General features: G+C 42.7%; 28 protein-coding genes. 7 read left to right on the forward strand and 21 right to left on the reverse strand.

All coding sequences use genetic code 11. The features are described from left to right. Window positions 1-24: 24 nt before the first annotated feature. From MHUN_RS04510 to MHUN_RS19705, 6 genes are all read right to left on the reverse strand, one after another. Window positions 25-897, reverse strand: a complete 873-nt coding sequence (locus MHUN_RS04510; protein WP_239441567.1) for a DUF169 domain-containing protein — start codon at window positions 895-897, stop codon at window positions 25-27. An 11-nt stretch (window positions 898-908) separates the two neighbouring features. Beyond that, window positions 909-1,157, reverse strand: a complete 249-nt coding sequence (locus tag MHUN_RS04515; RefSeq protein WP_048067281.1) for a hypothetical protein — start codon at window positions 1,155-1,157, stop codon at window positions 909-911. A 5-nt stretch (window positions 1,158-1,162) separates the two neighbouring features. After that, window positions 1,163-2,233, reverse strand: coding sequence for a permease (locus MHUN_RS04520; protein WP_011447893.1), 1,071 nt, complete (start codon window positions 2,231-2,233; stop codon window positions 1,163-1,165). A gap of 5 nt (window positions 2,234-2,238) precedes the next feature. Then, complete coding sequence (locus MHUN_RS18605; RefSeq protein WP_143709351.1) at window positions 2,239-2,427, reverse strand: hypothetical protein; 189 nt, start codon at window positions 2,425-2,427, stop codon at window positions 2,239-2,241. 233 nt (window positions 2,428-2,660) lie between these two features. After that, on the reverse strand, window positions 2,661-2,855 hold the full coding sequence (locus MHUN_RS04525) for a hypothetical protein (protein WP_048067282.1): 195 nt from the start codon (window positions 2,853-2,855) through the stop codon (window positions 2,661-2,663). 187 nt (window positions 2,856-3,042) lie between these two features. Next, window positions 3,043-3,177, reverse strand: coding sequence for a hypothetical protein (locus tag MHUN_RS19705; protein ID WP_275039202.1), 135 nt, complete (start codon window positions 3,175-3,177; stop codon window positions 3,043-3,045). A 502-nt stretch (window positions 3,178-3,679) separates the two neighbouring features. Between MHUN_RS19705 and MHUN_RS04530 the strand changes: the two genes are divergently transcribed. Then, complete coding sequence (locus tag MHUN_RS04530; RefSeq protein WP_011447894.1) at window positions 3,680-4,606, forward strand: permease; 927 nt, start codon at window positions 3,680-3,682, stop codon at window positions 4,604-4,606. A 62-nt stretch (window positions 4,607-4,668) separates the two neighbouring features. Here the strand turns inward: MHUN_RS04530 and MHUN_RS18145 are convergent, their stop codons facing one another. The 5 genes from MHUN_RS18145 to MHUN_RS04555 form a co-directional block, all read right to left on the reverse strand. After that, on the reverse strand, window positions 4,669-5,241 hold the full coding sequence (locus tag MHUN_RS18145; protein WP_011447895.1) for a hypothetical protein: 573 nt from the start codon (window positions 5,239-5,241) through the stop codon (window positions 4,669-4,671). A 58-nt stretch (window positions 5,242-5,299) separates the two neighbouring features. Then, window positions 5,300-5,821, reverse strand: coding sequence for a thioredoxin family protein (locus tag MHUN_RS04540; protein ID WP_011447896.1), 522 nt, complete (start codon window positions 5,819-5,821; stop codon window positions 5,300-5,302). A gap of 7 nt (window positions 5,822-5,828) precedes the next feature. After that, window positions 5,829-6,296, reverse strand: coding sequence for a nitrophenyl compound nitroreductase subunit ArsF family protein (locus MHUN_RS04545; protein ID WP_011447897.1), 468 nt, complete (start codon window positions 6,294-6,296; stop codon window positions 5,829-5,831). Between the two features lie 198 nt (window positions 6,297-6,494). After that, window positions 6,495-7,223, reverse strand: coding sequence for an aromatic aminobenezylarsenical efflux permease ArsG family transporter (locus tag MHUN_RS04550; protein WP_239441568.1), 729 nt, complete (start codon window positions 7,221-7,223; stop codon window positions 6,495-6,497). Then, complete coding sequence (locus MHUN_RS04555) at window positions 7,220-7,705, reverse strand: nitrophenyl compound nitroreductase subunit ArsF family protein (protein ID WP_011447899.1); 486 nt, start codon at window positions 7,703-7,705, stop codon at window positions 7,220-7,222. The genes MHUN_RS04550 and MHUN_RS04555 overlap by 4 nt, the downstream gene beginning before the upstream one ends. A 467-nt stretch (window positions 7,706-8,172) precedes the next feature. Between MHUN_RS04555 and MHUN_RS18150 the strand changes: the two genes are divergently transcribed. Together MHUN_RS18150 and MHUN_RS04560 are read left to right on the forward strand one after the other, a co-directional pair. Then, window positions 8,173-8,340 (forward strand): hypothetical protein, encoded by a 168-nt coding sequence (locus tag MHUN_RS18150; RefSeq protein WP_239441627.1) that lies wholly within the window; start codon window positions 8,173-8,175, stop codon window positions 8,338-8,340. A gap of 378 nt (window positions 8,341-8,718) precedes the next feature. Beyond that, window positions 8,719-9,393, forward strand: a complete 675-nt coding sequence (locus MHUN_RS04560) for a DUF166 family protein (protein ID WP_158498159.1) — start codon at window positions 8,719-8,721, stop codon at window positions 9,391-9,393. A 102-nt stretch (window positions 9,394-9,495) separates the two neighbouring features. Here the strand turns inward: MHUN_RS04560 and arsB are convergent, their stop codons facing one another. Both arsB and MHUN_RS04570 read right to left on the reverse strand, forming a co-directional pair. Further along, on the reverse strand, window positions 9,496-10,698 hold the full coding sequence (arsB, locus tag MHUN_RS04565; RefSeq protein WP_011447901.1) for an ACR3 family arsenite efflux transporter: 1,203 nt from the start codon (window positions 10,696-10,698) through the stop codon (window positions 9,496-9,498). Between the two features lie 155 nt (window positions 10,699-10,853). Then, on the reverse strand, window positions 10,854-11,258 hold the full coding sequence (locus tag MHUN_RS04570; RefSeq protein WP_011447902.1) for an ArsR/SmtB family transcription factor: 405 nt from the start codon (window positions 11,256-11,258) through the stop codon (window positions 10,854-10,856). A gap of 115 nt (window positions 11,259-11,373) precedes the next feature. On the opposite strand from MHUN_RS04570, the gene MHUN_RS04575 reads away from it, so the two are divergent. Then, window positions 11,374-11,805 carry an arsenate reductase ArsC gene (locus tag MHUN_RS04575; RefSeq protein WP_011447903.1) on the forward strand — a complete coding sequence of 144 codons (432 nt, stop codon included), beginning with the start codon at window positions 11,374-11,376 and terminating at the stop codon, window positions 11,803-11,805. Window positions 11,806-12,008: 203 nt separating this feature from the next. Here the strand turns inward: MHUN_RS04575 and hgcB are convergent, their stop codons facing one another. The 3 genes from hgcB to hgcC are packed head-to-tail and all read right to left on the reverse strand — an operon-like array spanning window position 12,009 to window position 13,637. Continuing rightward, on the reverse strand, window positions 12,009-12,317 hold the full coding sequence (hgcB, locus tag MHUN_RS19710; RefSeq protein WP_011447904.1) for a mercury methylation ferredoxin HgcB: 309 nt from the start codon (window positions 12,315-12,317) through the stop codon (window positions 12,009-12,011). Further along, window positions 12,317-13,363, reverse strand: coding sequence for a mercury methylation corrinoid protein HgcA (gene hgcA, locus MHUN_RS04585; protein WP_143709353.1), 1,047 nt, complete (start codon window positions 13,361-13,363; stop codon window positions 12,317-12,319). Before hgcA ends, hgcB begins: the two co-directional genes overlap by 1 nt. Continuing rightward, window positions 13,347-13,637: an HgcAB-associated protein HgcC gene (gene hgcC, locus MHUN_RS04590; protein ID WP_048067284.1), complete on the reverse strand. Its 291-nt coding sequence runs from the start codon at window positions 13,635-13,637 to the stop codon at window positions 13,347-13,349. The genes hgcA and hgcC overlap by 17 nt, the downstream gene beginning before the upstream one ends. Before the next feature lie 430 nt (window positions 13,638-14,067). Between hgcC and MHUN_RS04595 the strand changes: the two genes are divergently transcribed. Next, window positions 14,068-14,328, forward strand: coding sequence for a hypothetical protein (locus MHUN_RS04595; RefSeq protein ID WP_143709355.1), 261 nt, complete (start codon window positions 14,068-14,070; stop codon window positions 14,326-14,328). Here MHUN_RS04595 and MHUN_RS04600 read toward each other — a convergent pair. Both MHUN_RS04600 and MHUN_RS19190 read right to left on the reverse strand, forming a co-directional pair. Next, on the reverse strand, window positions 14,309-14,680 hold the full coding sequence (locus tag MHUN_RS04600; RefSeq protein WP_204223027.1) for an alpha/beta hydrolase: 372 nt from the start codon (window positions 14,678-14,680) through the stop codon (window positions 14,309-14,311). The genes MHUN_RS04595 and MHUN_RS04600 overlap by 20 nt on opposite strands. A gap of 95 nt (window positions 14,681-14,775) precedes the next feature. Next, on the reverse strand, window positions 14,776-14,928 hold the full coding sequence (locus MHUN_RS19190; protein WP_011447909.1) for a hypothetical protein: 153 nt from the start codon (window positions 14,926-14,928) through the stop codon (window positions 14,776-14,778). A 120-nt stretch (window positions 14,929-15,048) separates the two neighbouring features. On the opposite strand from MHUN_RS19190, the gene MHUN_RS04605 reads away from it, so the two are divergent. After that, complete coding sequence (locus MHUN_RS04605) at window positions 15,049-15,264, forward strand: hypothetical protein (protein ID WP_143709357.1); 216 nt, start codon at window positions 15,049-15,051, stop codon at window positions 15,262-15,264. Here the strand turns inward: MHUN_RS04605 and MHUN_RS04610 are convergent. Both MHUN_RS04610 and MHUN_RS04615 read right to left on the reverse strand, forming a co-directional pair. After that, complete coding sequence (locus tag MHUN_RS04610) at window positions 15,261-17,096, reverse strand: KUP/HAK/KT family potassium transporter (protein ID WP_011447910.1); 1,836 nt, start codon at window positions 17,094-17,096, stop codon at window positions 15,261-15,263. The two genes, MHUN_RS04605 and MHUN_RS04610, sit on opposite strands and share 4 nt — an antisense overlap. Window positions 17,097-17,172: 76 nt before the next feature. Then, a complete protein-coding gene (locus tag MHUN_RS04615; RefSeq protein WP_011447911.1) occupies window positions 17,173-18,675 on the reverse strand; it encodes a sodium:solute symporter family protein in 1,503 nt (500 codons plus the stop codon). A 233-nt stretch (window positions 18,676-18,908) separates the two neighbouring features. Here MHUN_RS04615 and MHUN_RS04620 point away from each other — a divergent pair, with 233 nt between their 5' ends. Beyond that, window positions 18,909-19,580 carry a tetratricopeptide repeat protein gene (locus MHUN_RS04620; protein WP_048067286.1) on the forward strand — a complete coding sequence of 224 codons (672 nt, stop codon included), beginning with the start codon at window positions 18,909-18,911 and terminating at the stop codon, window positions 19,578-19,580. Here the strand turns inward: MHUN_RS04620 and MHUN_RS04625 are convergent. After that, a complete protein-coding gene (locus MHUN_RS04625; protein ID WP_011447913.1) occupies window positions 19,468-20,823 on the reverse strand; it encodes a DNA-methyltransferase in 1,356 nt (451 codons plus the stop codon). The two genes, MHUN_RS04620 and MHUN_RS04625, sit on opposite strands and share 113 nt — an antisense overlap. Window positions 20,824-20,917: the final 94 nt, after the last annotated feature.

Here is a 20,917-nt window from a genome sequence, read left to right on the forward strand (position 1 = left end):
TTCTCTATGAATATCATCTTTTGTTTAGAGCGAGGCACACCCTGTCCCGGCATGATCCTTTGTAAATGCACCGAATGCGTGTTTCTCCCGTGAATGGGGTAGGGCTTTCTTTGCCAGGTATTCAAGATGGGAAACCATCGCAGCAAGATCATCAGCCGGGAACCCGATGATCGCTTCCCCAGACCCCATATCCGTTGCATCCCGGCAGCCATAGCATCCAAGTCCATAATTCAACCGGTTTTCAAGGAACGGAATAATGCAGGAGTCAACACAGGTAGCCTGCAGGATAGCGGTAGAACCCTGGACCCGTTTTCCCCCGTGGGCATGGAGATAGGAAAGGGCAATCCACATGAGTCTCTCAGGTTCATCTTCGATGATGATAATATCAGGCACCTCATCAGCAGAATCCAGAGGGAAGATTTTAAGCTGCCTGACAGAATCCAGGGGCAGAATAGTCATCCCTTCAAACATATGCTGGGCAACCTTCTCATCTGAAACAATTCCAAAGCCAACCAGGCCTTTACCGGTCCGGAGCGGTTCAGGAAGCGGTTTGAACCCGAACGCACGGGCAGCAGCCGGACAGGTAATATTTTCCTCGGTGATGATACTTTTTTCTCCATACCGAGCCCGCATTAATGCCTGGCAAAACCGCATTGGTGTCTGATCTCCGGCAAATGGGGGTGCACCGGGAGCCTGAACAATTTTTACTCCAATCGGTGATCCCTTTAGCGCAAGGATCAAGCTGAGGGTCAACGCTTCAGTTCGTATTTTTTCAGGGGTTGTTGTGTGTGTCATAGTATCACAAAAAATGTTGAGAGGAATTCTTGCAGATCTCATGAGCGTAAACTGGTGCATTCGAAGAATGGGGATCAGGCTATGAGATACTGCAGGTTTCATACACTCATGTATCAGAATTTATTGTACTCCGCAACAATCGCGTTCGCATACATCTCCTCAGCCCCTTTAGAGATGTAATTGTATACCTTCACCTTCTTGAGAAGAGTTTCTTTGATCTGCTGCTCAGAAGTAAGTTTCATCTCTTTTACCTCAGCGATTATCTCATCCAGCATGGTAATACCGGTTGGGATACCGTTTACCGGGATCATCCGAATCCTCCGGAGTGCATCCGCCGGACAACAGGGTTTATCTGCAGCCATTCAAATCAGAGCCCACTGTTTCCGAATACGAATCCGGCGAGGGTTGAGAATATAACGACCAGAACAGCATACACTCCGGTTTTCTTAGCTCCCATAACCCGGGTGAGAACCAGAAGACTTGGCAGACTTATCGATGGTCCGGTCAGGAGAAGAGAGAGAGCCGGTCCTTTTGCCATGTTCCCGGAAAGGTAGCCAAGAGTTGTCCCGATCACCGGTACTTCAAGCAGGGTAGGCATGTAGAGTATTGCTCCGATAACTGCAGCCGTAAAGTTTGCCAGGAGAGAATTGTCACCAATGTATGGCTTAAATGTCTCCGGTGGGATAAAGTAGGAAAGCACCCCGAGAGCAAAGGTTCCGATAACGAGGATGGGAAAGATCTTTTTGGTCAGATCCCAGATTTCGTATCCCCATTCGGTTACCTCATCTCTGCTGAAATAGTAGATGAGCAGGAATGCAACCGCCATGGAGAGGAAGTAGACAATTAGAAGCCGGATAAAGATATCCAGTTGAGATGTTCCGACCAACAGGATTGCAATCAGAAAGATAAAAAATGCCGGGATAATCCATTTGGGTCGTTCTTCTCCACCTGAAGAAAGACGGGGGTTCTTTTTTGCATTTGCACGGATTTCATTATCATGCTCTTTGAAAATTATTGCCATGATAAGGCCGATGACAATTGACAGAAGAATGGCAGAGACAGCACGGGCAATTCCAATATCAAGACCAAGGACTTTCGCCGAATATACTATTGCAAGGATATTGATTGCCGGACCGGCATAGAGGAATGTGATTGCCGGACCTATGCCACTTCCTTTTTTAAGAATTCCGGCAAACATTGGCAGTATGGTACAACTACAGACTGCTAGAACGGTTCCGGATACCGATGCAATGCCATAACTCACCGATTTCTTTGCATCAGGGCTGAAGTATTTCAGGATAGCATCCTTTTTGACAAATGCAGCTATGCCACCGGCAATAAAAAAAGCCGGGATAAGGCACGTGACAACATGCTCGGAGAGATATGCAACGAGGGTTGTCCATCCCAGAAGTAATGCTCCGGTAATTATTTCTATCATTGGTATCACTGATTCTCAATTATCTTTTGATCATCTTGTTCTTTTTGAAGAACGCAGCAGTAGGGGCAACATCCACCACGCACGGACATTCTTCGCATGATAAGCATCATCAGGAGCATGATAATTGCACAGACAACCACTATCCCAATAATGTAATAAATGGGAAATCCAAAGAATGGCATTATAAATGGCATGATTTGTTCATCTCAAATGATCTCTGATATTTCATCAGAATGTTTCAACATTTATTGAAGTGGATCTTTGAACTATATAACAATAGCTATTTTAAATAATTTTGGAATATCTGCGCGTAAATAAGAAATTCTTTTCAAAATAATAACAATATTTAATGATATCTGTGGTGCCGGAGCCCTCGGATAAGTCATCATGAGTTCATCATTTGCAGAAGATGCACTCCTCTTATCTCTCAAACACCGGCAATTTTGCTCATGCTGACCCCATTTATCCTTGCGGCCCTTGTCCAGATGGCACAGGAATAACATATCGTAACTGCGTCAACAACCGCCATCCTCCTTGCTGGAACCAGTATTCCAGCACTGATGAACCCTCTGACGTTGTTTTCATTCATCATAGCCGGAGCCGGAGTGATATGTTTTGTCACTGATCCCTAGTTTCTGACTGCTTCATGGGAAACCGGCGATGAAGTAAAAAAGATTTTTACGTACTATACACTTCCCCAGATTCTTATTGGGATTACTACATGTATTCTGGCGGTTATGAAACAGATACTCTTCCCGATATCACTTTAATAATTCGTTGACAAAAATACCAGGAATGGCAAAAAATGATTATTCTTTCGCTTCTTTCTTCTCTTTAGATGAACAGCAGGAACCTTCTTTTGGAACAATCTTCGGACCACAGCAACAACAAGATGAATCTTTTTTACCGAATATGCGTTCCATGAAACTTTTCTTCTCAGCCATGTATAGTAATGTATCGTAAGCACCTAAAATTTTATGGAATCTCCTTGATTCATGGCTATCCAGATTGTCAGATCCAATCCTCGATATCTCATCTCAAAATTATTTCTAAGGTTCTTAGATATCCATAATTATTTAGAATACGATCAGAATACACATTTGTTTTAATTCACACCTTGAGAACTTTGATAGTTCAAACAAATATGAAATAGATACTTATAAATAACGAACAAATCAATAGATATTTTGGTTTTTAAACTTCTGAAGGAATTATCGTGGCTCTCTGTCAATGGTGTATGGGCTGGGGTGCTGATCCACCTGTTCTTTTCTGAATTGTAACAATCCGGAGATTTCCGGTTAGGTAATGCATTGCAGATCTACGAAATCGTATCTTTAGATATCATGTCATTGTATGTAACGTCTTTAGGGCCTCTATTTTGTGCCCATACAAGCGATAGCTCACTGAATAGAGAACTGAATAGTCTATTAACTGGTGGAGATGACCATGACTGCCATCAATGATCTCTTCACCGCGGGTCAGTTTTTTCTCATTATAACTGTTGAACTGGTTATTTTATTTATCGGGATCAGTTTCCTGGTCGGTCTGATTCGGGAATACGTACCGGAGGAAAATATACGAAATGTTCTGACAAGTAAGCACCGAGGAGTGGGAAATATTTTCGGGGCATTTTTTGGGGCACTTACCCCTTTCTGTTCCTGTTCAACCATCCCTATCCTGGTTGGACTGCTTGATGTCGGGGTTCCATTCGGAATTACATATTCATTCCTTATTGCGTCACCTCTCTTAAATCCGGTCATTTTTTTTCTTATTCTGGCACTCTTTGGCGTTGTGCCAACACTGATCTATACCATTATCACATTTTCTATCGCCGTTATCTCGGGTATCCTCCTCGAACGTGCCGGATATGGCAGGTATGTGAAAGCAGTAACATTGGAGAAGGGATGTTGCTGTAAAGGTGAATATTCCGAAAATTCAGTGCATAAAACCCAGTTTTCCCGGGCACTCACCTTTGTCTTCACCCTATTCAGGCAGATTGTCCCATATCTGATTCTTGGTGCTGCAATAGGAGCCTTTATTTATGGTTTTATTCCAGAGGAACTCATTGTAGCCGCCGCAGGACCTGACAACCCACTTGCAATCCCGGTCGCAGCGGTCATCGGGGTACCGATGTATATCCGGGCTGAAACGATCATCCCCATAAGTGCCGTCCTTCTTGAAAAGGGTATGGGAATCGGTGCGGTGATGGCACTTATTATTGGCGGTGCCGGGGCAAGTATCCCGGAAGTTACGCTTCTTGCCTCTATCTTTGAAAAAAGACTGGTTGCAGCATTCGTGGTCACGGTCCTCGGGGTTGCAGTCCTTGCCGGAGTGTTGTTCCAGGTACTCTCGAATATGGGAATTCTCATCTGAAGAGAGAAAAAACAGAATAGTTCTGGTTTTCAAAAATTTTATAAATTTTCATGAAAGAAGGGTTAATATACGCACTCAACTTTACCTTCAAGGACCTTCCCTTTACAACAGGTTTCAGTTTTTGGACTATAACACGTATCACCACAAGCAGTGAACCCTTTTCCATCATACACTTCACCAAGACAACAAGACTGATTTTTCGTATTATAACACGTGTCACCGCAGATCTGCCATCCGAACCCATCATAGATCTGGTTATTACAGCAACTCTGACTGGTCAAATCATAACAGACTCCCCCGCATACACCCCAGAGTAGTCCGTCTTTTGGTTCACCAAGGCAACATGATTGATTAGTGGGAGTATAAAACGAATTACCACAAGTCGGAAGACACCGGCTTCCATTCACCACGATTGTGTTACAACAGACCTGGCTTTCCATATTGTAGCAGGTATCCCCGCATACTCCAAAATGAAGACCGTCGTATACCTGCCCCTGACAGCACGATTGTTTACTGGGATCATAACAAGTGTCACCACAGGGCACACATACTGGTTTAGCGCCAAATGCTGATATCGATAACACCAATACACAGATGAAAATCAAACCGGCGATGGTAAGAGAGAACCGCTGCAAATCCTATGATACCGTTTCAGGATCTGAATAAGTTTCTTCTAGAGGGATAATCTGAAAATTAAAAGAGTTTGAGATTTCTGAACAATGTAAAAAAATTGGATAAAAATCCTTGACTTTCATGCATATTCTGCTGAAGTTCTAATATTTCTCCCAGGTGATTGCTGATATCCTGAGTCCCTTCAAGGGTAAGATTTCCTATCATCATGGAAGGTACAGACAGGTGGGTTCGGTGATATGTTGTTTTATACTGTTCGAATATCGTCCGATTTTCCGGGCTGTTATAGAGATCATAATCCAATAGTTTCATCTCCGGGTGTTCTGGTATGAACTCATCCAGAAAATCCCATGCCATATGGCAACCGCCACAATGAGTATTCCAGAAGAAGATAACTGTTCCCGGAGGGAGATCACCTCCAATCAGGGATGAATCTGACCGTATGAGATCAGATAATAATTCTGAATCAATTTCACTTCCATTTATCGAAAATATAGCTGCAGATACCGGTGCAATACAAAAGGCAAGAACAAGTCCCAGAAAGACAAGGGAAAAAAATTGGTTTAGAGATGATGAATGAACCATCGTACCCTTAATTCATATTACCTGAAAGTCTCTTTTCTATCAGGTCTTTCAGATATGCTTCATATTCATCAGGATTTCCAAGTTTGTACCAGACTCTGGTATCTTCTTCGGCCTTAAACCCGTCAGGAGTGTATACCCCAATCATGAGAGATGATCCGGATGCACCATATCTATTTGTTATCTCCTTATCTTTTGGATCATCGACGGTTACATGGCCAAATACTAATTTTCCGGATTCAAGTTCATCTGCAAAGTTTTTATTCACCGTCTGTTCTGCAAGTTCTCCAAGACGGATACAACTGTAACACTGGTGTTTTAAGTGAAAATGATAGACTTCCACTTTTTCAACTGCTGAAGAACCACCATCTGTTGTTTCTGATGCTGAACAGGTAAGGATGGCTGTACAGAGAAATAAAACAGCAGTAATAATAATGATAAAGGCAAATTTTCTAGATCTGGCGTTTAAATTACTCATGCGTTAACTCCTTCAATACGTGGAAATTGAAAAATTTCAGATGAGATATCTGATGAGGAAGACAGATGTGAAGACATCCAATATTCTAAGAACAGGGAATATTTTCTGTGAACTCTCATCTGACTAAGTTTCAATATATTTTGAATCATATATATAATTTCCGGAAAAAGAGAGATTTTTTCCTCATAATTGCAATAATTACAGAAGATATGCCTGTACTGTATAGTATGCCCCAATAATAATGAAGAGTACAGCAACAGCTCGACGGAATATCTTTTCTGCTGTCTGAACCTTGTTCATCATTGCTCCACATCTGCCAACACCGGTGGAGAGAAGAGCTGCAAAAATGATAACAGGAAGACCGGTTGCCAGACCAAAAACGAGCGGGACACCTATCGGATCCTGAACGCTTAATGCAAGCGGGACCAGCATACCAAAGAAGAGGACTGCACTAAACGGACAGAAACTGAGTGCAAACAAAATTCCCAGGAGAAAACTTCCGAAAAAGCCTTTGTCTAAAAATTTTTTTGATAATTTTTCTTTCAGCTCTGAAAGGCCTTCATGCTCAAATTTCATGCTGAGAGGAATTACTTCGAGCATGAGAATACCACAGATCAAGAGTATCGGTCCTAACAGGAGATCACCGTACTCTTGGAGGAAGAGCGAAATGGACTGTACTTTCAGGCCACCAAGGACAATAAGTGCTGCAATGGCAACATACACAAGAACACGGCCGATTGTGTAGAGAGAGCCTACGAATAAGGTATACTTTCCGGATGAGAGATTTCGGGAGATATAGGCGATAGCAGTGATATTCGTAGCCAGCGGACAGGGACTAATCGCCATCATAAGCCCAATGAAAAAGGCAGCTACAAGAGGAATATCGCTACTTCCCATCGCTTCCATGAAAGACATCAGATCGCTCAAGATTGACCTCCCTTTAAAATTGGATCCAGTATTCCAGTCAGGTAATCAGAATATTCTTCTTCATTTCCAAGCCTGTACCAGAGACCAACCAGATCCTGTTTGGTAAATGAGTCTTTCGTGTATACCCCAATCATGAGTGAAGAAGAGACCACTTCATATTTTTGTGCAAGATAGCGGTTTGCCGGATCCTCTGCATTGATATGACCAAATACTAGTTTTCCTGATGCGAGTTCATCCGGGTAGTTCTTTTTTACTACTTTCTCTGCTAAGTCTCCGAGAAGTACACAGGAATAACACTGCTGATTTCCATGGAAATGGTAGAGTTCAACCTTGGTAATATCCGGCAACGCAGCATCATTCGGTACTTCATTTTTCACCGACGATTCATTATCCAGACTGGTTCCGGTACATCCTGCGAAGAGAGTGAGAAACAGAGCACACAAAATAAGTGCTCCGGTTATCTTAAGATGATTTTGTTTCATTTAGAAAGCTCCACATAGGTGATAATCACAAATGTGACCTAAACTCTCTATAGATTTTCACTCAAGGTATTACAAACTTTCTTGAACCATATGGAGTTCGAAAAAACATAGGTTGTGCTGGTGTATGCTATTTCGCGAGAAATCAGGATATTTCCGTTTCATTTTATGATCTGTACAACAGTTCTTTGAACAATATACTGTTTACCGAGTATAAGACGAAATTTAACGATAATATCTATATACATTATCCAGCGGTTTTCATTGGGGATAATGTACTGTAGGTTCTTTTGACATTGCGTCATATACAGAAATATTCACGAAATGGTATCAGGAAAAAAGGAATACAGAAGCGGTATCCGGATTTTTCCCGGTATAATGACACTCTTTTCTTAAAATGAGAATTATAAGCCGACCATTTTGGTTATCTGTACTCATCACTCTGCCCGTCACAGATAGCCGAGGGGTATATCAGGAACTGGTACGGAGATCGGTATACCGTATATAGCGCAGGAACAGATGTAACCAGCGTCCATCCTCTTGCCGTTAAAGTAATGAAAGAAATTGGTATAGAAATATCTCATCATCGATCAAAACCACTCTTTGAATTTCTTGATACAGATGAGGCTGTTGCATAACTTCAAACAGTTAGTACAATGAGGAAAAACCAGATTTTTTTCGAGGATTTAAGCTCCAATCGGATGGAAATTGTCCTATTGCAGAAATGACATTTTGGTTATGCAACAGTCTCTGATATTGATATTATTATAACGGTCTGCAATGGGGCAAAGGCAGTCTGTCCGGTTTTCCCGGAGCGAGGCGAACCATCCATCAGGGATTTACTAATACATTAAAAGTCACGAGTTCGGATGAAGTGAAATTGGCAATATTCCGGACTTTCCGGTATGAAATTACCCCGTTGATATATGACATTGTAAATCCTGGCGGAGCACTGACTTGGTTATTTCATATCTCAAACTTTATTGAAATTGCCCACCAATTCTATACTGATTAGTTTGAAGATAGGGATAGTCAGTGACGGGCAGTACGGAGAGCGGGCATTTGAGCAGATACGAAGACGATTTCCTACTGAATGGATCCTGCTGCCTTACCCTTCTTCACCAGTAGTCGATGAAATAGAACTTACCATTCCTCCCTGTGATTTGTACATTTCCTATCTCCGGCATCCGGATATCGCCATGGAACTTATCCGGACCGGCATTCCGGCCCTGCTTGGGATAAATCTCGGACCAGGTTTCATTGCTCAGGCACATGAATTCAATCCGGCTGTTATAGGTCCGGAAACGATGTGTTCAGTACTGCCCAATACGAAGTTCTGTCAGGTAAATGAATATGCGAAGGTGTTTGGCAGACCGGTCTTCTACCTGGTGATGGATGGAGATCGCATTGTTTGGTGCAAAACAATCCGGGGATCTCCATGTGGATCAACTGACGCTGCTGCATCTGAAATTTCTGGTCAGATTCTGGACCAGGAGGCATTAAGCAGGTTTGCTCTTTCTATATGTCATAATTGTCGTGCTCCCCGGTTTGGTAAGACCTGTGATAAAGAGAAGGCCGGAATTATTCATCTAGAAGAATTGATGCGGGCTTTGAAAGGGGTGAATCCAAAAAAATGGGAAGAACTGATTCAGGTGCTGGAAAAGATAGGATGCTCTTTTCCTAATGAATAGCCATGTCCGGAAAGAGCAAAAGACTTCCCCATTGCAGCAGGTTTCTTTTTTTAGTAAAAACTTTTTTGAACTATTCATACCCCTAAAAAAGTTTACCTCGGATTAAGACCTCAACTGGAACCATCCTCTGGTCCGAAGACACATATTTACAAGGGTAAGCATTGTCGGGACTTCTATAAGCACTCCGACCACCGTTGCAAGGGCTGCTCCTGAAGAAAGACCAAAAAGGATGGTTGCCGTAGCAATAGCAACCTCAAAATGGTTGGATGCCCCAATCATGGCAGTAGGGGCGGCATCTTCATACGAGAATTTCCATGCTTTTGAAAGGATATATCCTAAAGAAAAGATGAGTATTGTCTGAATAAAAAGTGGAATTGCAATCCAGAGAATCGTGAGAGGATCATTCAGGATGACCTCTCCCTTAAAACTGAAGAGCAAGATCAATGTGACTAACAGAGCGATAATAGTCACCGGGGTGAGAAGATGCATGAATTTTGTCTTAAACCATTCTTCTCCTTTATATTTGATGAGAAGAATTCGGGATAGATATCCACAGATAAGGGGAAGAGCAACATAAATTGCGATTGATAATGCCAAAGCCTCCCATGGCACCGGGAGCTGTCCAACACCGAGAAGGAATCCTCCAAGAGGGCCGTATAGGACGAGCATCGAAAGGGAGTTTATTGCGACCATGACCAAAGTATGACCGTCATTTCCTCTCGCCAGATATCCCCAGACCAGAACCATTGCCGTACAGGGGGCGATGCCAAGCAGAATACACCCAGCAAGGTAACTCCTCCAGAGGGGAATTTCCAGCATCTTTACCCCATTCTCCAGGACTACGGTTCCATCTCCGTATGTGGCCCCAACAGGAAGATCCACTCCAAATGGCATCTTCACAAGATCCAATGCATCTGGACCGATAAACTGAAGAAACAGATACCCAAGAAAAAATGAGGCAATGATATACATGGAGAATGGTTTAATTGCCCAGTTCACAAAGAGGGTCAGAGTTACAGGTTTGATATTCCTCCCAGCTTTGAGTACTTCGGCAAAGTCGATCTTTACCATAATGGGATACATCATAAAAAACAGACAGAGGGCAATAGGGATAGATATGACAGGAGCTTCTCCGATATAAATGGAAAGGCCATCAAGGTACTGTGCTCCATGTGGTGCAAACCGGCCCAGGAGAATTCCAAGGGCGATACAGATCAAAACCCAGATGGTGAGATACTTTTCAAAAAAGCCAAGACCTTTTGATTTGTGTGGGGGATTCGGGAATGCCTGTTCTGTGTTACTCATGATACACAATTGTGATTCAAAATTATTTGAATTTTATGAGAGGTCAAATCACAAAACATTCTATGGTATCTCTGATATGTTCGGTAATAGGATGAAAATCAACGAAAAACAGGCATACTTTTTAGAGAAAAATTACTGTATAACAAAATTTTCCCTTAAGGTCTTTTTTTCTTCTCTTCTGAACAGAGAGACAATGCTTTTACTCCGAGATCAGTCAGTTCATAAATGATATAGTTACCTTGGGATGTTCCTTCAATCAACCCCATCGAACTTAATTTTTTCAAATGATATGAAAGCCGGGTATCTGATATTTTCAGTAACTCCCTGATAATACAGACACAAAGAGGCTGAATTGAAAGCATGGAGAGGATATTTATCCGAAATGGGTCTGATAATGCTTTAAAGAGAGAGACGTTTTGCATAATCGCATTCCTGGGCATGATTTGGTTTGATAATCCTTCCAGACCACCTATTGTCATCAGAGGTTCCAGAACTTCAGGAGGTATTTTGGGTGGTATTGCAGGGTCTGCACAATTCGTGCTGCAAGCGGCCTTTTTCATGGTACATCTTATCTCCCTGATGAGAAGTTCAATATTTCGATGGTCTTATGATATCTATAGAGACTATTGAGAAAATCCTCATATGGCTATAATGCTCACGTAACATACTCATATTATGCATAAACCGACTGTTTTGTTTATCTGTACCCATAACTCCGCCAGATCACAAATGGCCGAAGGATATCTCAAAAACCGATATGGAGATCGGTATACTACATATAGCGCAGGGACTGAAGTTACCCATGTCCATCCTCTTGCCATAGAGGTCATGGATGAGATTGGCATTGATATATCACATCATCGTTCAAAACCGCTCCTGGAATTTTTCGATACTGATATTGATTTCGTTGTTACGGTCTGCGATGGGGCAAAATCAGTCTGTCCGGTTTTTCCCGGAGCAAAGAAGACAATCCATCAGGGCTTTATTGATCCATCTTCAGTGATAGGATCTGATGAAGAGAAATTATCGGCATTCCGGGCTGTACGGGATGAAATTATTAGATGGATTGACGAGAATGTCAAACCTGGCGGAGTTCTTGTTTTATAAATTGAATGACAGAAATTTCAATTTTGAAGGAGTGAGTCGGTTTTGAAAATTAGTAATTCTTAAAAATGAGAGATGTTACTTCTGTTTTAATGAAATTTCTGTCATTTTATGAGATGAGCTGAATAGGATACAAAGAGGCCCCCTTCGAATCAAATAGAAACCGTCAATATTTTATAAGATTTTACTGCAACAGCCTATCCATCCTATTTCATACCACAACAAGACCCTGCATCTCCTCCACAACTGCACTCACCACTATCCATATCTCTCCCCCGAAGAGCAGCACTAATCATTGCCCAGGCACATCCCACACCACTCTCAACCTCAATTGCCTGAACCGGACAATTCAATGCACATGCACCACACTCCATGCACCGGACTTGATATACAAGATTAACATGAGATTTTCCAGCAGAAAACACACCATGAGGGCAAACCTCGGTGCATCGTTTACAGTTGATGCATCTATTCTTATAAAATTTCAAAGAGTTGTCAAGATATGAATGAAACATCAGATCACTCCTGCTAATCGAAAAATACTAAGAACTATTCCAATGACCGACCCGATACCTGTCATGACAGCCATTATGGGAACATATCTGAATATCTCCTTTTTTACCCCAGTTCGTGAAGTATATGGCGTGGACCCGGTAAAATTCAGTCCCAGGTATGCAACAACTGCAGGAATAATCAAAAGAGGGACAATTGCTCCTGCAGCCAGTGCCCATTCCGGAAGATCTGCTGATTGTGCATACATCGCCGAGAATGGAACTGCACATACTCCTCCCAGAATAAATCCCTTCATTGAGAAGTCCTGAGTCGGGAGATAGGGTAGGAGTATTGGAAAGAGGACAGTACCGGTTATGACAGCAGCGATTGCAGCAACTCCGGCCGCTGGTCCTGCTAACAACCAAAGAATGATAGAGATAATGATGGTCGGAATGGCAACATGTACCAGTTCTATTGGTATTAATACAAGCCGATCCTGTATAGGAAAGGATACCTTACGCATTTCAGAGGTAGCCTTCCCGGTTCTCATATATTCAGGAAGATCAGCAGCCCGTACCGGACCATATTCAACCGTAAACCCGGATCTCTGTTTAACCATATGCGCAGATATCCCGGGCGCACCCAATTGTGGGACGATAATATTCCGATGGGAAACAATGTGAGACAGCCCTGTTGATTCAATTCTTTTTACCAGTTCATCAGTACCAAAGGTCCCTTTTCCTGCTGCACACCAGACATTAATCCCTTTTGTGTCCAGTACAAGGATGTATGCATCAAATCCCTTCAGGTTTAATCGAAGAGTATCAAAGCTGATAGTGTAATTTGCAGATGCAAAGACCGGTGAATCAGCATCAGGATTGCCCAATCGATAAAGGCCTGGTCGAACTACATGACCTGAGCGTTTATATCCCCATCTGGCCAGGATATGATCAATTCTGTTTGCAATAGTAATATTTGAGTCTGTTTGAGGTATTGAATAAGAACAGGCTGTATCCGGTTCTGAACATGAACAACAGCATGATGTTTCCATGTTATGCTCCGGTGTCATTCATGAGTGGAGAGAGGACATCTTTTACCATCCCGCTCAGGTTTTCTGCCTTCATCAGTGCCATACAACAGATAGTACCTTCTTTCTCCCAACTGATGAGAGCCAGTTTGTCTCCGGGTTTAATATCGGCACGTTCCCTGATATCTTTTGGTAAGACCATCTGACCCCGTTCATCAATCGTGAGAATGGATTCAACCTTGCATGTCGTCTTCTGGTCACAACTACAGAAATTGCGGTCAGTATGCTTATCATCTTCCGGTTTTTCTTTGGCCATACTCTTCATATCCGTTGTATTTCATCATATTTAATATATTCAGAATAATCAGATTAATCTGATAAAAAATACGAATCAGAAATAATTGGTAATCAATAACAGCCCTGTATTATCAAAACACTATGCAAGCTACCATCTGTCCTGCCTCATAGATCGATTGAATAGCGTCCGGATATGATGATGTGATTAGGCCGTATTTTTTACTTTTAAAAGCAAATTGAAGATCTTTTTCAGTAAAAATATGCGCCCTTTCCTCATGGATTTATTTTTCGATTTTAACCCTTATACGGCCAATAAATGAACTTAAGATCTCCTGTTTTAAGCTTAAGGACATGCCCCATTAAAAAAAGGGTTTTTTGAAACATTTAGTATAATACCTACAATACCGAATACATCACATAAGAGTAATTATATGAACTTTAACGATGGAATGGTTGTAATAACGGGGATACTCTGTTTCCTTGCAGGCATCCTGATGGTTCCCATGATCGATGCATATGCACTCTCCCATTTTGGGTTCAACCTCCCCATTGCTCTGATTGGAGTGGTAGATTTACTTCTTGTCATCGCTATCATTTACGTTCACACCCGCATCGTGCTCTATAATCAGAAAAGAAAAATAAAAAGTATATCAGAAGGGTTCACAACAATATTTAAAAATGAGGGTTCTATCAGGAAAGAGAAGGAATAATCATCCGATCCAGTGACGTTATGGACATCTGATCTCCCCCGGTTATATCAACTCCCATTTCTGATCGTTTCAGTACTATTCCTGCCAAATCTTCAGAACCACAGAGCAGATGTTGTTCAGGATGGGTCCCCCGCTGTATTGAGCAGTTTATCTCGATATGATCTCCGGCAGACACAACCATGGTAAGTCGTTTACTCCCCGGATGTCCTTTGGGGAGGACTACCAGGGGAGCATGATACTTCCGGATGAGTTCTAAAAGTATCATCGCCTGTCCAATCTCCCCTCCTTCAGGTGCAGAAACCACAACCAGATCCCCCTCTTCCAGATAGTGACAATATTCATCGCCGTACATTTCGATAAAAAGATGAAAGGGGGAGAGAACCCTTCCTATCAATAGAAATGACAGTGGGGCCTGGATACAGAGATACCCTTCCTGTAAAAGAACATTCATGTCGGAACGCAGTTATCAGAACCACAGGTAGGACATCTGATATTCTTACCAAGGGAACTAAAACTGCCGCCACAGTCTTTACACTTGTAATTCTTTGCTTTCAATCCTTCATCAAATTCGATATCAACAGGTCCGCCTACGGTGCACATTTGTGAATCACCTGAATATCATATCTTGACATATGCAGCAATAAATTATCCGCTTCTATCAGATAATGTAAGATTGACATGAGCTGACGGGACGTTCATTGCCTGGTTGCTTATGCTCTCATGGCCTGTACAGTTTTCATGATTGTCTCCGGTCTTGAAATTACTGAACCGGGTATCATCACCCCGTTGACCTTTGGTCTTTATGATAAATTCATATCAATCCGGAATCATTCATTTCTGTGGGGGCCATTTTGTATCCTGTGTACCCTCCATATCTGGCTGACCAGGAAGCAATTAATTCAAAAAAGGAGTGAACGGAAATCTACGGACAATTAGAGTTCCACCCGGGTTATTACCCCATGAACCTTATGGGAAGGTAGCCGGTAATACTGGACAAATGATGGACAAAGTCTCTTAATGGCACTGAATATTTTCCAGATAATATTTCGGGTGACAATCTCTTCCATCCCATAAAAGATTGTCTTCTCTTCTATTCCGGCATCACGAATGATTCGCATCAGATCAATAATCTGCATGTATCCGTAACTGATGGAGAGATGGGAAAGACCAGGTTCTATTGATTTATCGAAATGCCATGAAAATCCATATGGCTCATCCTTGATATCCAAAGAGATAATGACATTTTCCTCATAGATTATCTCATTATTAAACATCGTCCGGGAGATGTATGCCGGAACCTGGTCTAAAGAGCGGGCAAAGAACAGGGCTGTCCCCCGGAGATGGCGGGCGGTTTTATATGCACGGGTGTATTTCTTGATAAACTGATCATGACCCATCGGTTTCATGGACCGGTACAACGCCCGCTGTCCGGAGGTGTATATGATAACTATGGTGAATGGAATTGCTGCGATAACGAGTGATAAATAACCACCATGAGTGATCTTGGATACCGTTGACAGGAAGTAGGTGATATCTACCAAAGTCACAATGAGTGCTATTCCCATATAGAGGTATTTACGGCGTTGCAGGAAGATGGCAATCATAAATGAACCGGTGATGGACATAGTTCCGGTCACGGCAAGACCATAGGCACTTGCCAGTCGTTCTGAGTATTGGAATATGAGAAGAACGCAGATGACCGCAATACAAAGAAGCCAGTTTACGGTGTTGATGTAAATCTGGGTCCTGAGTTCATCAGATGTATAATCAACCGGGAGCATGGGAAGAAGATGAGTGGTAATTGCCTGGTAAATAATAGAGAAAATACCACTTATGACCGCCTGTGAAGCGATAATGGTTGCAATAATCATGAGAAGCAGGAATGGAATGTATAGTATTTGAGATAATGAAAATATCATCTCAAACAAGGGGTTTATGACATCGGTATTCCTGAGTAAATATGCTGCCTGACCCAGATATGAGAAAAATACCGCAATAAAAACAAATCCCCAGGCATATTGAATGGGTTCACGGCCAAGATGGCCCATATCGGCAAATAATGCCTCAGCCCCGGTTGCACACAGGACAATCATGGATAATGAGAAAAAGCCCAGAAGTCCATTATGGATAAAAAATTCTACTGCATATATGGGATTGATGGCCAAAAGTATCTCCGGGCTGAAAGCGACTGAAATCGCACCAGATATGAATAATGTTAAAAACCAGATGACCATAACCGGTCCGAAGGTCCGGGAAACCCCTTCAGTTCCTCTCTTCTGGAATAAAAATAAACCCAGGGCAATAAGGATTGCAAGGAAAATCAGCCAGTCCTGGGCAATGAGTTCAAATCCGGGAATCTGCCGGACGCCCTCAACCGCGGAGAGTATCGATATCGCCGGAGTGATAACGCATTCACCGATCATCAAAGAGATACCAAGGGTAGCAAGAAGGGTAAATACTGCCACTCCCTTCGGTTTCTTTAAAAGCGGAATAAGAATCCCTTTTAGGACGAGAGTGCCTCCTTCACCGGTTTCAGAAAGACGCATGGCAAGGAAGGTATACTGAACGGTGACCATGATGAGAAGCGTCCAGAAGATCAGGGATACTGCACCCATGATATTTTCCGGAGTGGGCGGAAGGAAGAGGAATAAAACTGCAAGAGTGTAAATGGGACTGGTCCCGATATCACCAAATACCAGTCCTGCAGCTTTTATGATAGACGTTTTTGATGGGTGTTCCATTGTCTTACTTATAGTTCTTCTACTCATTCAGTTAATAATTCCCGATGATCGGAATATGGGACCGGGAGAAAAAAAAAAAGAGTATACAATGAAAATAAAACTATCAGCGACAGCGGATGTACCATCCGGTTTTCGTCTCGTCAAGCACTTTTTCACTGGTTTGTTTCGTGCACAGGCTGACAATAATCATTGCAATGCATGAGATAATTACCGCATAAAAACTGAAATGAAGCGGAAGTTTAGCCACGTACTGATAATATGCTCCGAATATTCCCGCAGATACAAGACCTGCTGCCATGCTGATGATTGCGCCCATCCGGGTAGCCCGGCGCCAGTATAGACCGGCAAGAAGCGGAACGGCAAAGGTTGAGAGCATCACACCAATTCCCATCCAGATAAGGAACGCGAGCATCTCCGGGGGGTTTAATGCGATTATCATGGTAACCAGGGCTGAAAGAATGACGACTATCTTACTCATGAGGAGAACCTGCGTATCTGGGGCATTTGGTCTGATGATCTTCTTATAAATATCCCATGAGAACATGGCACCGATAGTCAGCATGAGCCGGTCAGTAGTTGACATGACCGCGGCAAGTACAATGACGGCAAAGATAGACCACAGAGCAATATGGGGGATCGCATTTTGTATTCCATATAGAATTACAAAATCCTGTGCATTTGGAACATCCGGGAGAGTGAATACTCCTTCCTGTACAAGGACGATGCCTGCAAATCCGGCAAATTTTAATAAAAACATGACGACCCCATAGATAAGGAATCCAAGAAGTGGAGCCCAGGTAAAAAGCCGGGCATCTTTCACGGCAAGGATATTATTAATGACATGGGGTGCACAGGCAAGACCGATGATCAATAAAACTCCGAAAGAGACCAGGTATGCAGGAGTAAAGACCATCCCTCCCGCCATCCAGGGCTGAACCAGATCAGGATTTACTGATGCCATGAATTCATTGACATGAGTAAACCCACCGGCATAGAAGATAATGATCGGTGCCATGATGACAACGCCAAGGATGAGAATAAAAGACTGGATCAGTGCGGCCCAGGCAACAGCATACAGACCGCCGATGGTCGTATAAATCGTTACAACAAGGGTTGCAATGATAAGTGCCAGCCAAAGTGGAATCTCAAAAAGCCACATAAGAACGATAGCTATTGCAGTATACTGTCCGACCAGATAGATGAGCGATACAATTATTCCTGCTACTGCTGACAACGTTCGAAGGGCGGTCGGACTTTCATACCGGTGGGCCAGGTAATCCTGCACGGTCATGTACCCGGTGTTACGGGTAATAGCATGCAGTTTCACTCCAAAGAAGATGATACAAAAGGCTATCGAGAGTGGAACAAATATCTGTTCCCAGATGGTCGGCCATCCGAATTTAAATCCAAGCCCGGAGACTCCAAGGAGAGACATTCCGGAACATACAGTTCCGATCATAAGAAGAACAAATACCCAGAATCCAAGAGAGCGGCCTGCTACAAGATAATCTTCAGTATTTTTTATCTTCCGGGATGCCCATCCCCCGATCCCAATCATTGCCAGACAATATATTACTACAATTCCAATGGTTGCTCCATCAGCCATTATGCCTCACCTCTGAAATACAGACCCCAGAGAATGAGAAGAATGGTAAAGAAAACAAAAGCTCCGCCTACAATAACAATAGTTTCTGTTGGTAACCCAAACATATCCATGCATCTTTGTGCCATGCTAACATATAACAGGCTCGAATGGTGTCTGACCCGATTCCTCGGTTAATCTGGATTAGACCTAGAAAATCCGACAATTCCTTAAATTATGGAAGCCGAGTACATAGGATGAGTCTCTTCGATCAAAAAGCGCAGACAAAGTTCTTTTTATTCTGCATCGGCATGGTGCTCCTTTGTATAGTTCCGGCATCAGCAGGGCTTGAAGGACCTGTTGTTGATGCATTATCATACTATAACCAGGCAGTTGATGCCGCAGGACAGGGATCCTATGAAGAGGCAATGAACCTGATAGATAAATCACTACAGATCCAGCCAGATTTTTATCTTGCCCAGATAACAAAGGCAAGTCTGCTCTCTCAGAAAAGTGAATATTCAGAGGCAGAAGATCTGTTGAAGCAGGCAGAACAGTCTCATCCGAATAATGCATTCGTACTGGCTGCGCATGCATCACTCTACATTGAAACCGGGCGGTATAAGGAAGCCCTGACCGCAGCTGAGGCTGCACTGGAAAAAGACCCTACTCTGGTGGAAGCATGGGTGCTGAAAGGAACTGCACATGGTGGCCTGGCTCAATATGAAGAAGAAATAAATGCATCAGAGAGAGCCCTTCAGATTGAACCGGCACATCCCCAGGCTTTATCCAATCTGAAGTTTGCAACAGAGTCCCTTACGATCCATCAGAATAAAACCGGTCAAGATGGTGCTGAGAAGACTCCTCTGTCAATACCCGTTGTTTTGGCGGGCGTCCTCTTCGCTTCGGTGTTTCGAAAGAAGATGTGAGAACACTTTTTTCAGATGTCTTTTTTTGTTTCTCCTTTTTTCTGTCTGAAGAGGCAGGGATTTGAAGTAATCTTTCCCTGGCACAATCACAATATTCTGATGAGATATCAAGGCCAATAAAATGGCGGTTTGTTCTTGCTGCAACAGCTGTCGTTGTCCCGGCCCCGTTAAAGGGATCCAGAATGATATCGCCCTGAAAACTAAATAATTTCAGACACCGTTCAACAAGCTCTTCTGGAAACATAGCCGGATGATTAAAATGTTTCATCCTCCGTTCAGGTCCGATTGACCATTTTGCTACAACCCATGATTTGAACTCTTCATCAGAGATATCTGCATCCTCTGACTTTCCACTCTTTTTCAATGTCCCTTTACAAAAAATCTCGATAAATTCCCAGGTATATTTCAGATACGGGCTGCTGGGACTTTTCCAACTCCCCCATGACGTATATTTACAGTTATAATTATTCTTCTCCCAGAGGATCTCACCTTTCCAGATCATCTTCTGATTCATGAAAAATGATGAAATGAGATGATGAAGGGGAATATAATCTGAGAACAGAGGCTGGACATTTACAATGAACCGTCCCCCGTATTTCAGTACCCTGATACCCTGGGCAAAGACCCGGTAGAGTTTATCCAGGTATGCCTGCCAGTGAGCACTGTCTCCTGATGATGAGTATTCAAGACCAAAATTGTATGGAGGAGAGGTAATAATAAGATCGATGCAGTTTTCAGGGAGGCGAGAGAGGATCTCTTCACTATCACCGCAAATGATCTGATCCAGGTACTCATCCGGAAGAGGATGTGTTTGGTGAGAGAATGAATTTCCTTCAGCATAGAAAAAAGATCCCCGCTCAGACTCCTTCTCTTTTCTTCCGGTGACTTTCCGCTCATCAGCATAGCCTGCATATACCCGTTTCCGATACCGGATTCCATAACTCCCGATTGAGACTATTTTATTTAGAAGTAAAGAAAAGGGATTTTCTAACCCAGCCAGATAGTGATCATTCAGACCTGTACGCGTGATGAATTCGTTGATAGAATATTCATATTGGGTGGGATCAAGTTTCCATAACTGTGCGATAAGTGTCTGATCCCTGACATCCAGTGCGATCTCTTTGCCTGAATATTTTCTATTCAAAGAATGAAGAACTGAGAGCTCTTTTTGTAAAAGATCACGAGATAGTGGGATTTCAATGAGAACGGGGTTTTGTTTTGGGGTGATTGAATCCTTCTTCATAAAAATATGACTAAGATTTCTGTTTTATAACCATTTACGAGTACCTGATACCGACCTTTGGGTGATATCTGATATGTTTATAACTATCCATCCC

It is taken from the genome of Methanospirillum hungatei JF-1, from assembly GCF_000013445.1.
In the GTDB taxonomy this organism is placed as follows: domain Archaea; phylum Halobacteriota; class Methanomicrobia; order Methanomicrobiales; family Methanospirillaceae; genus Methanospirillum; species Methanospirillum hungatei.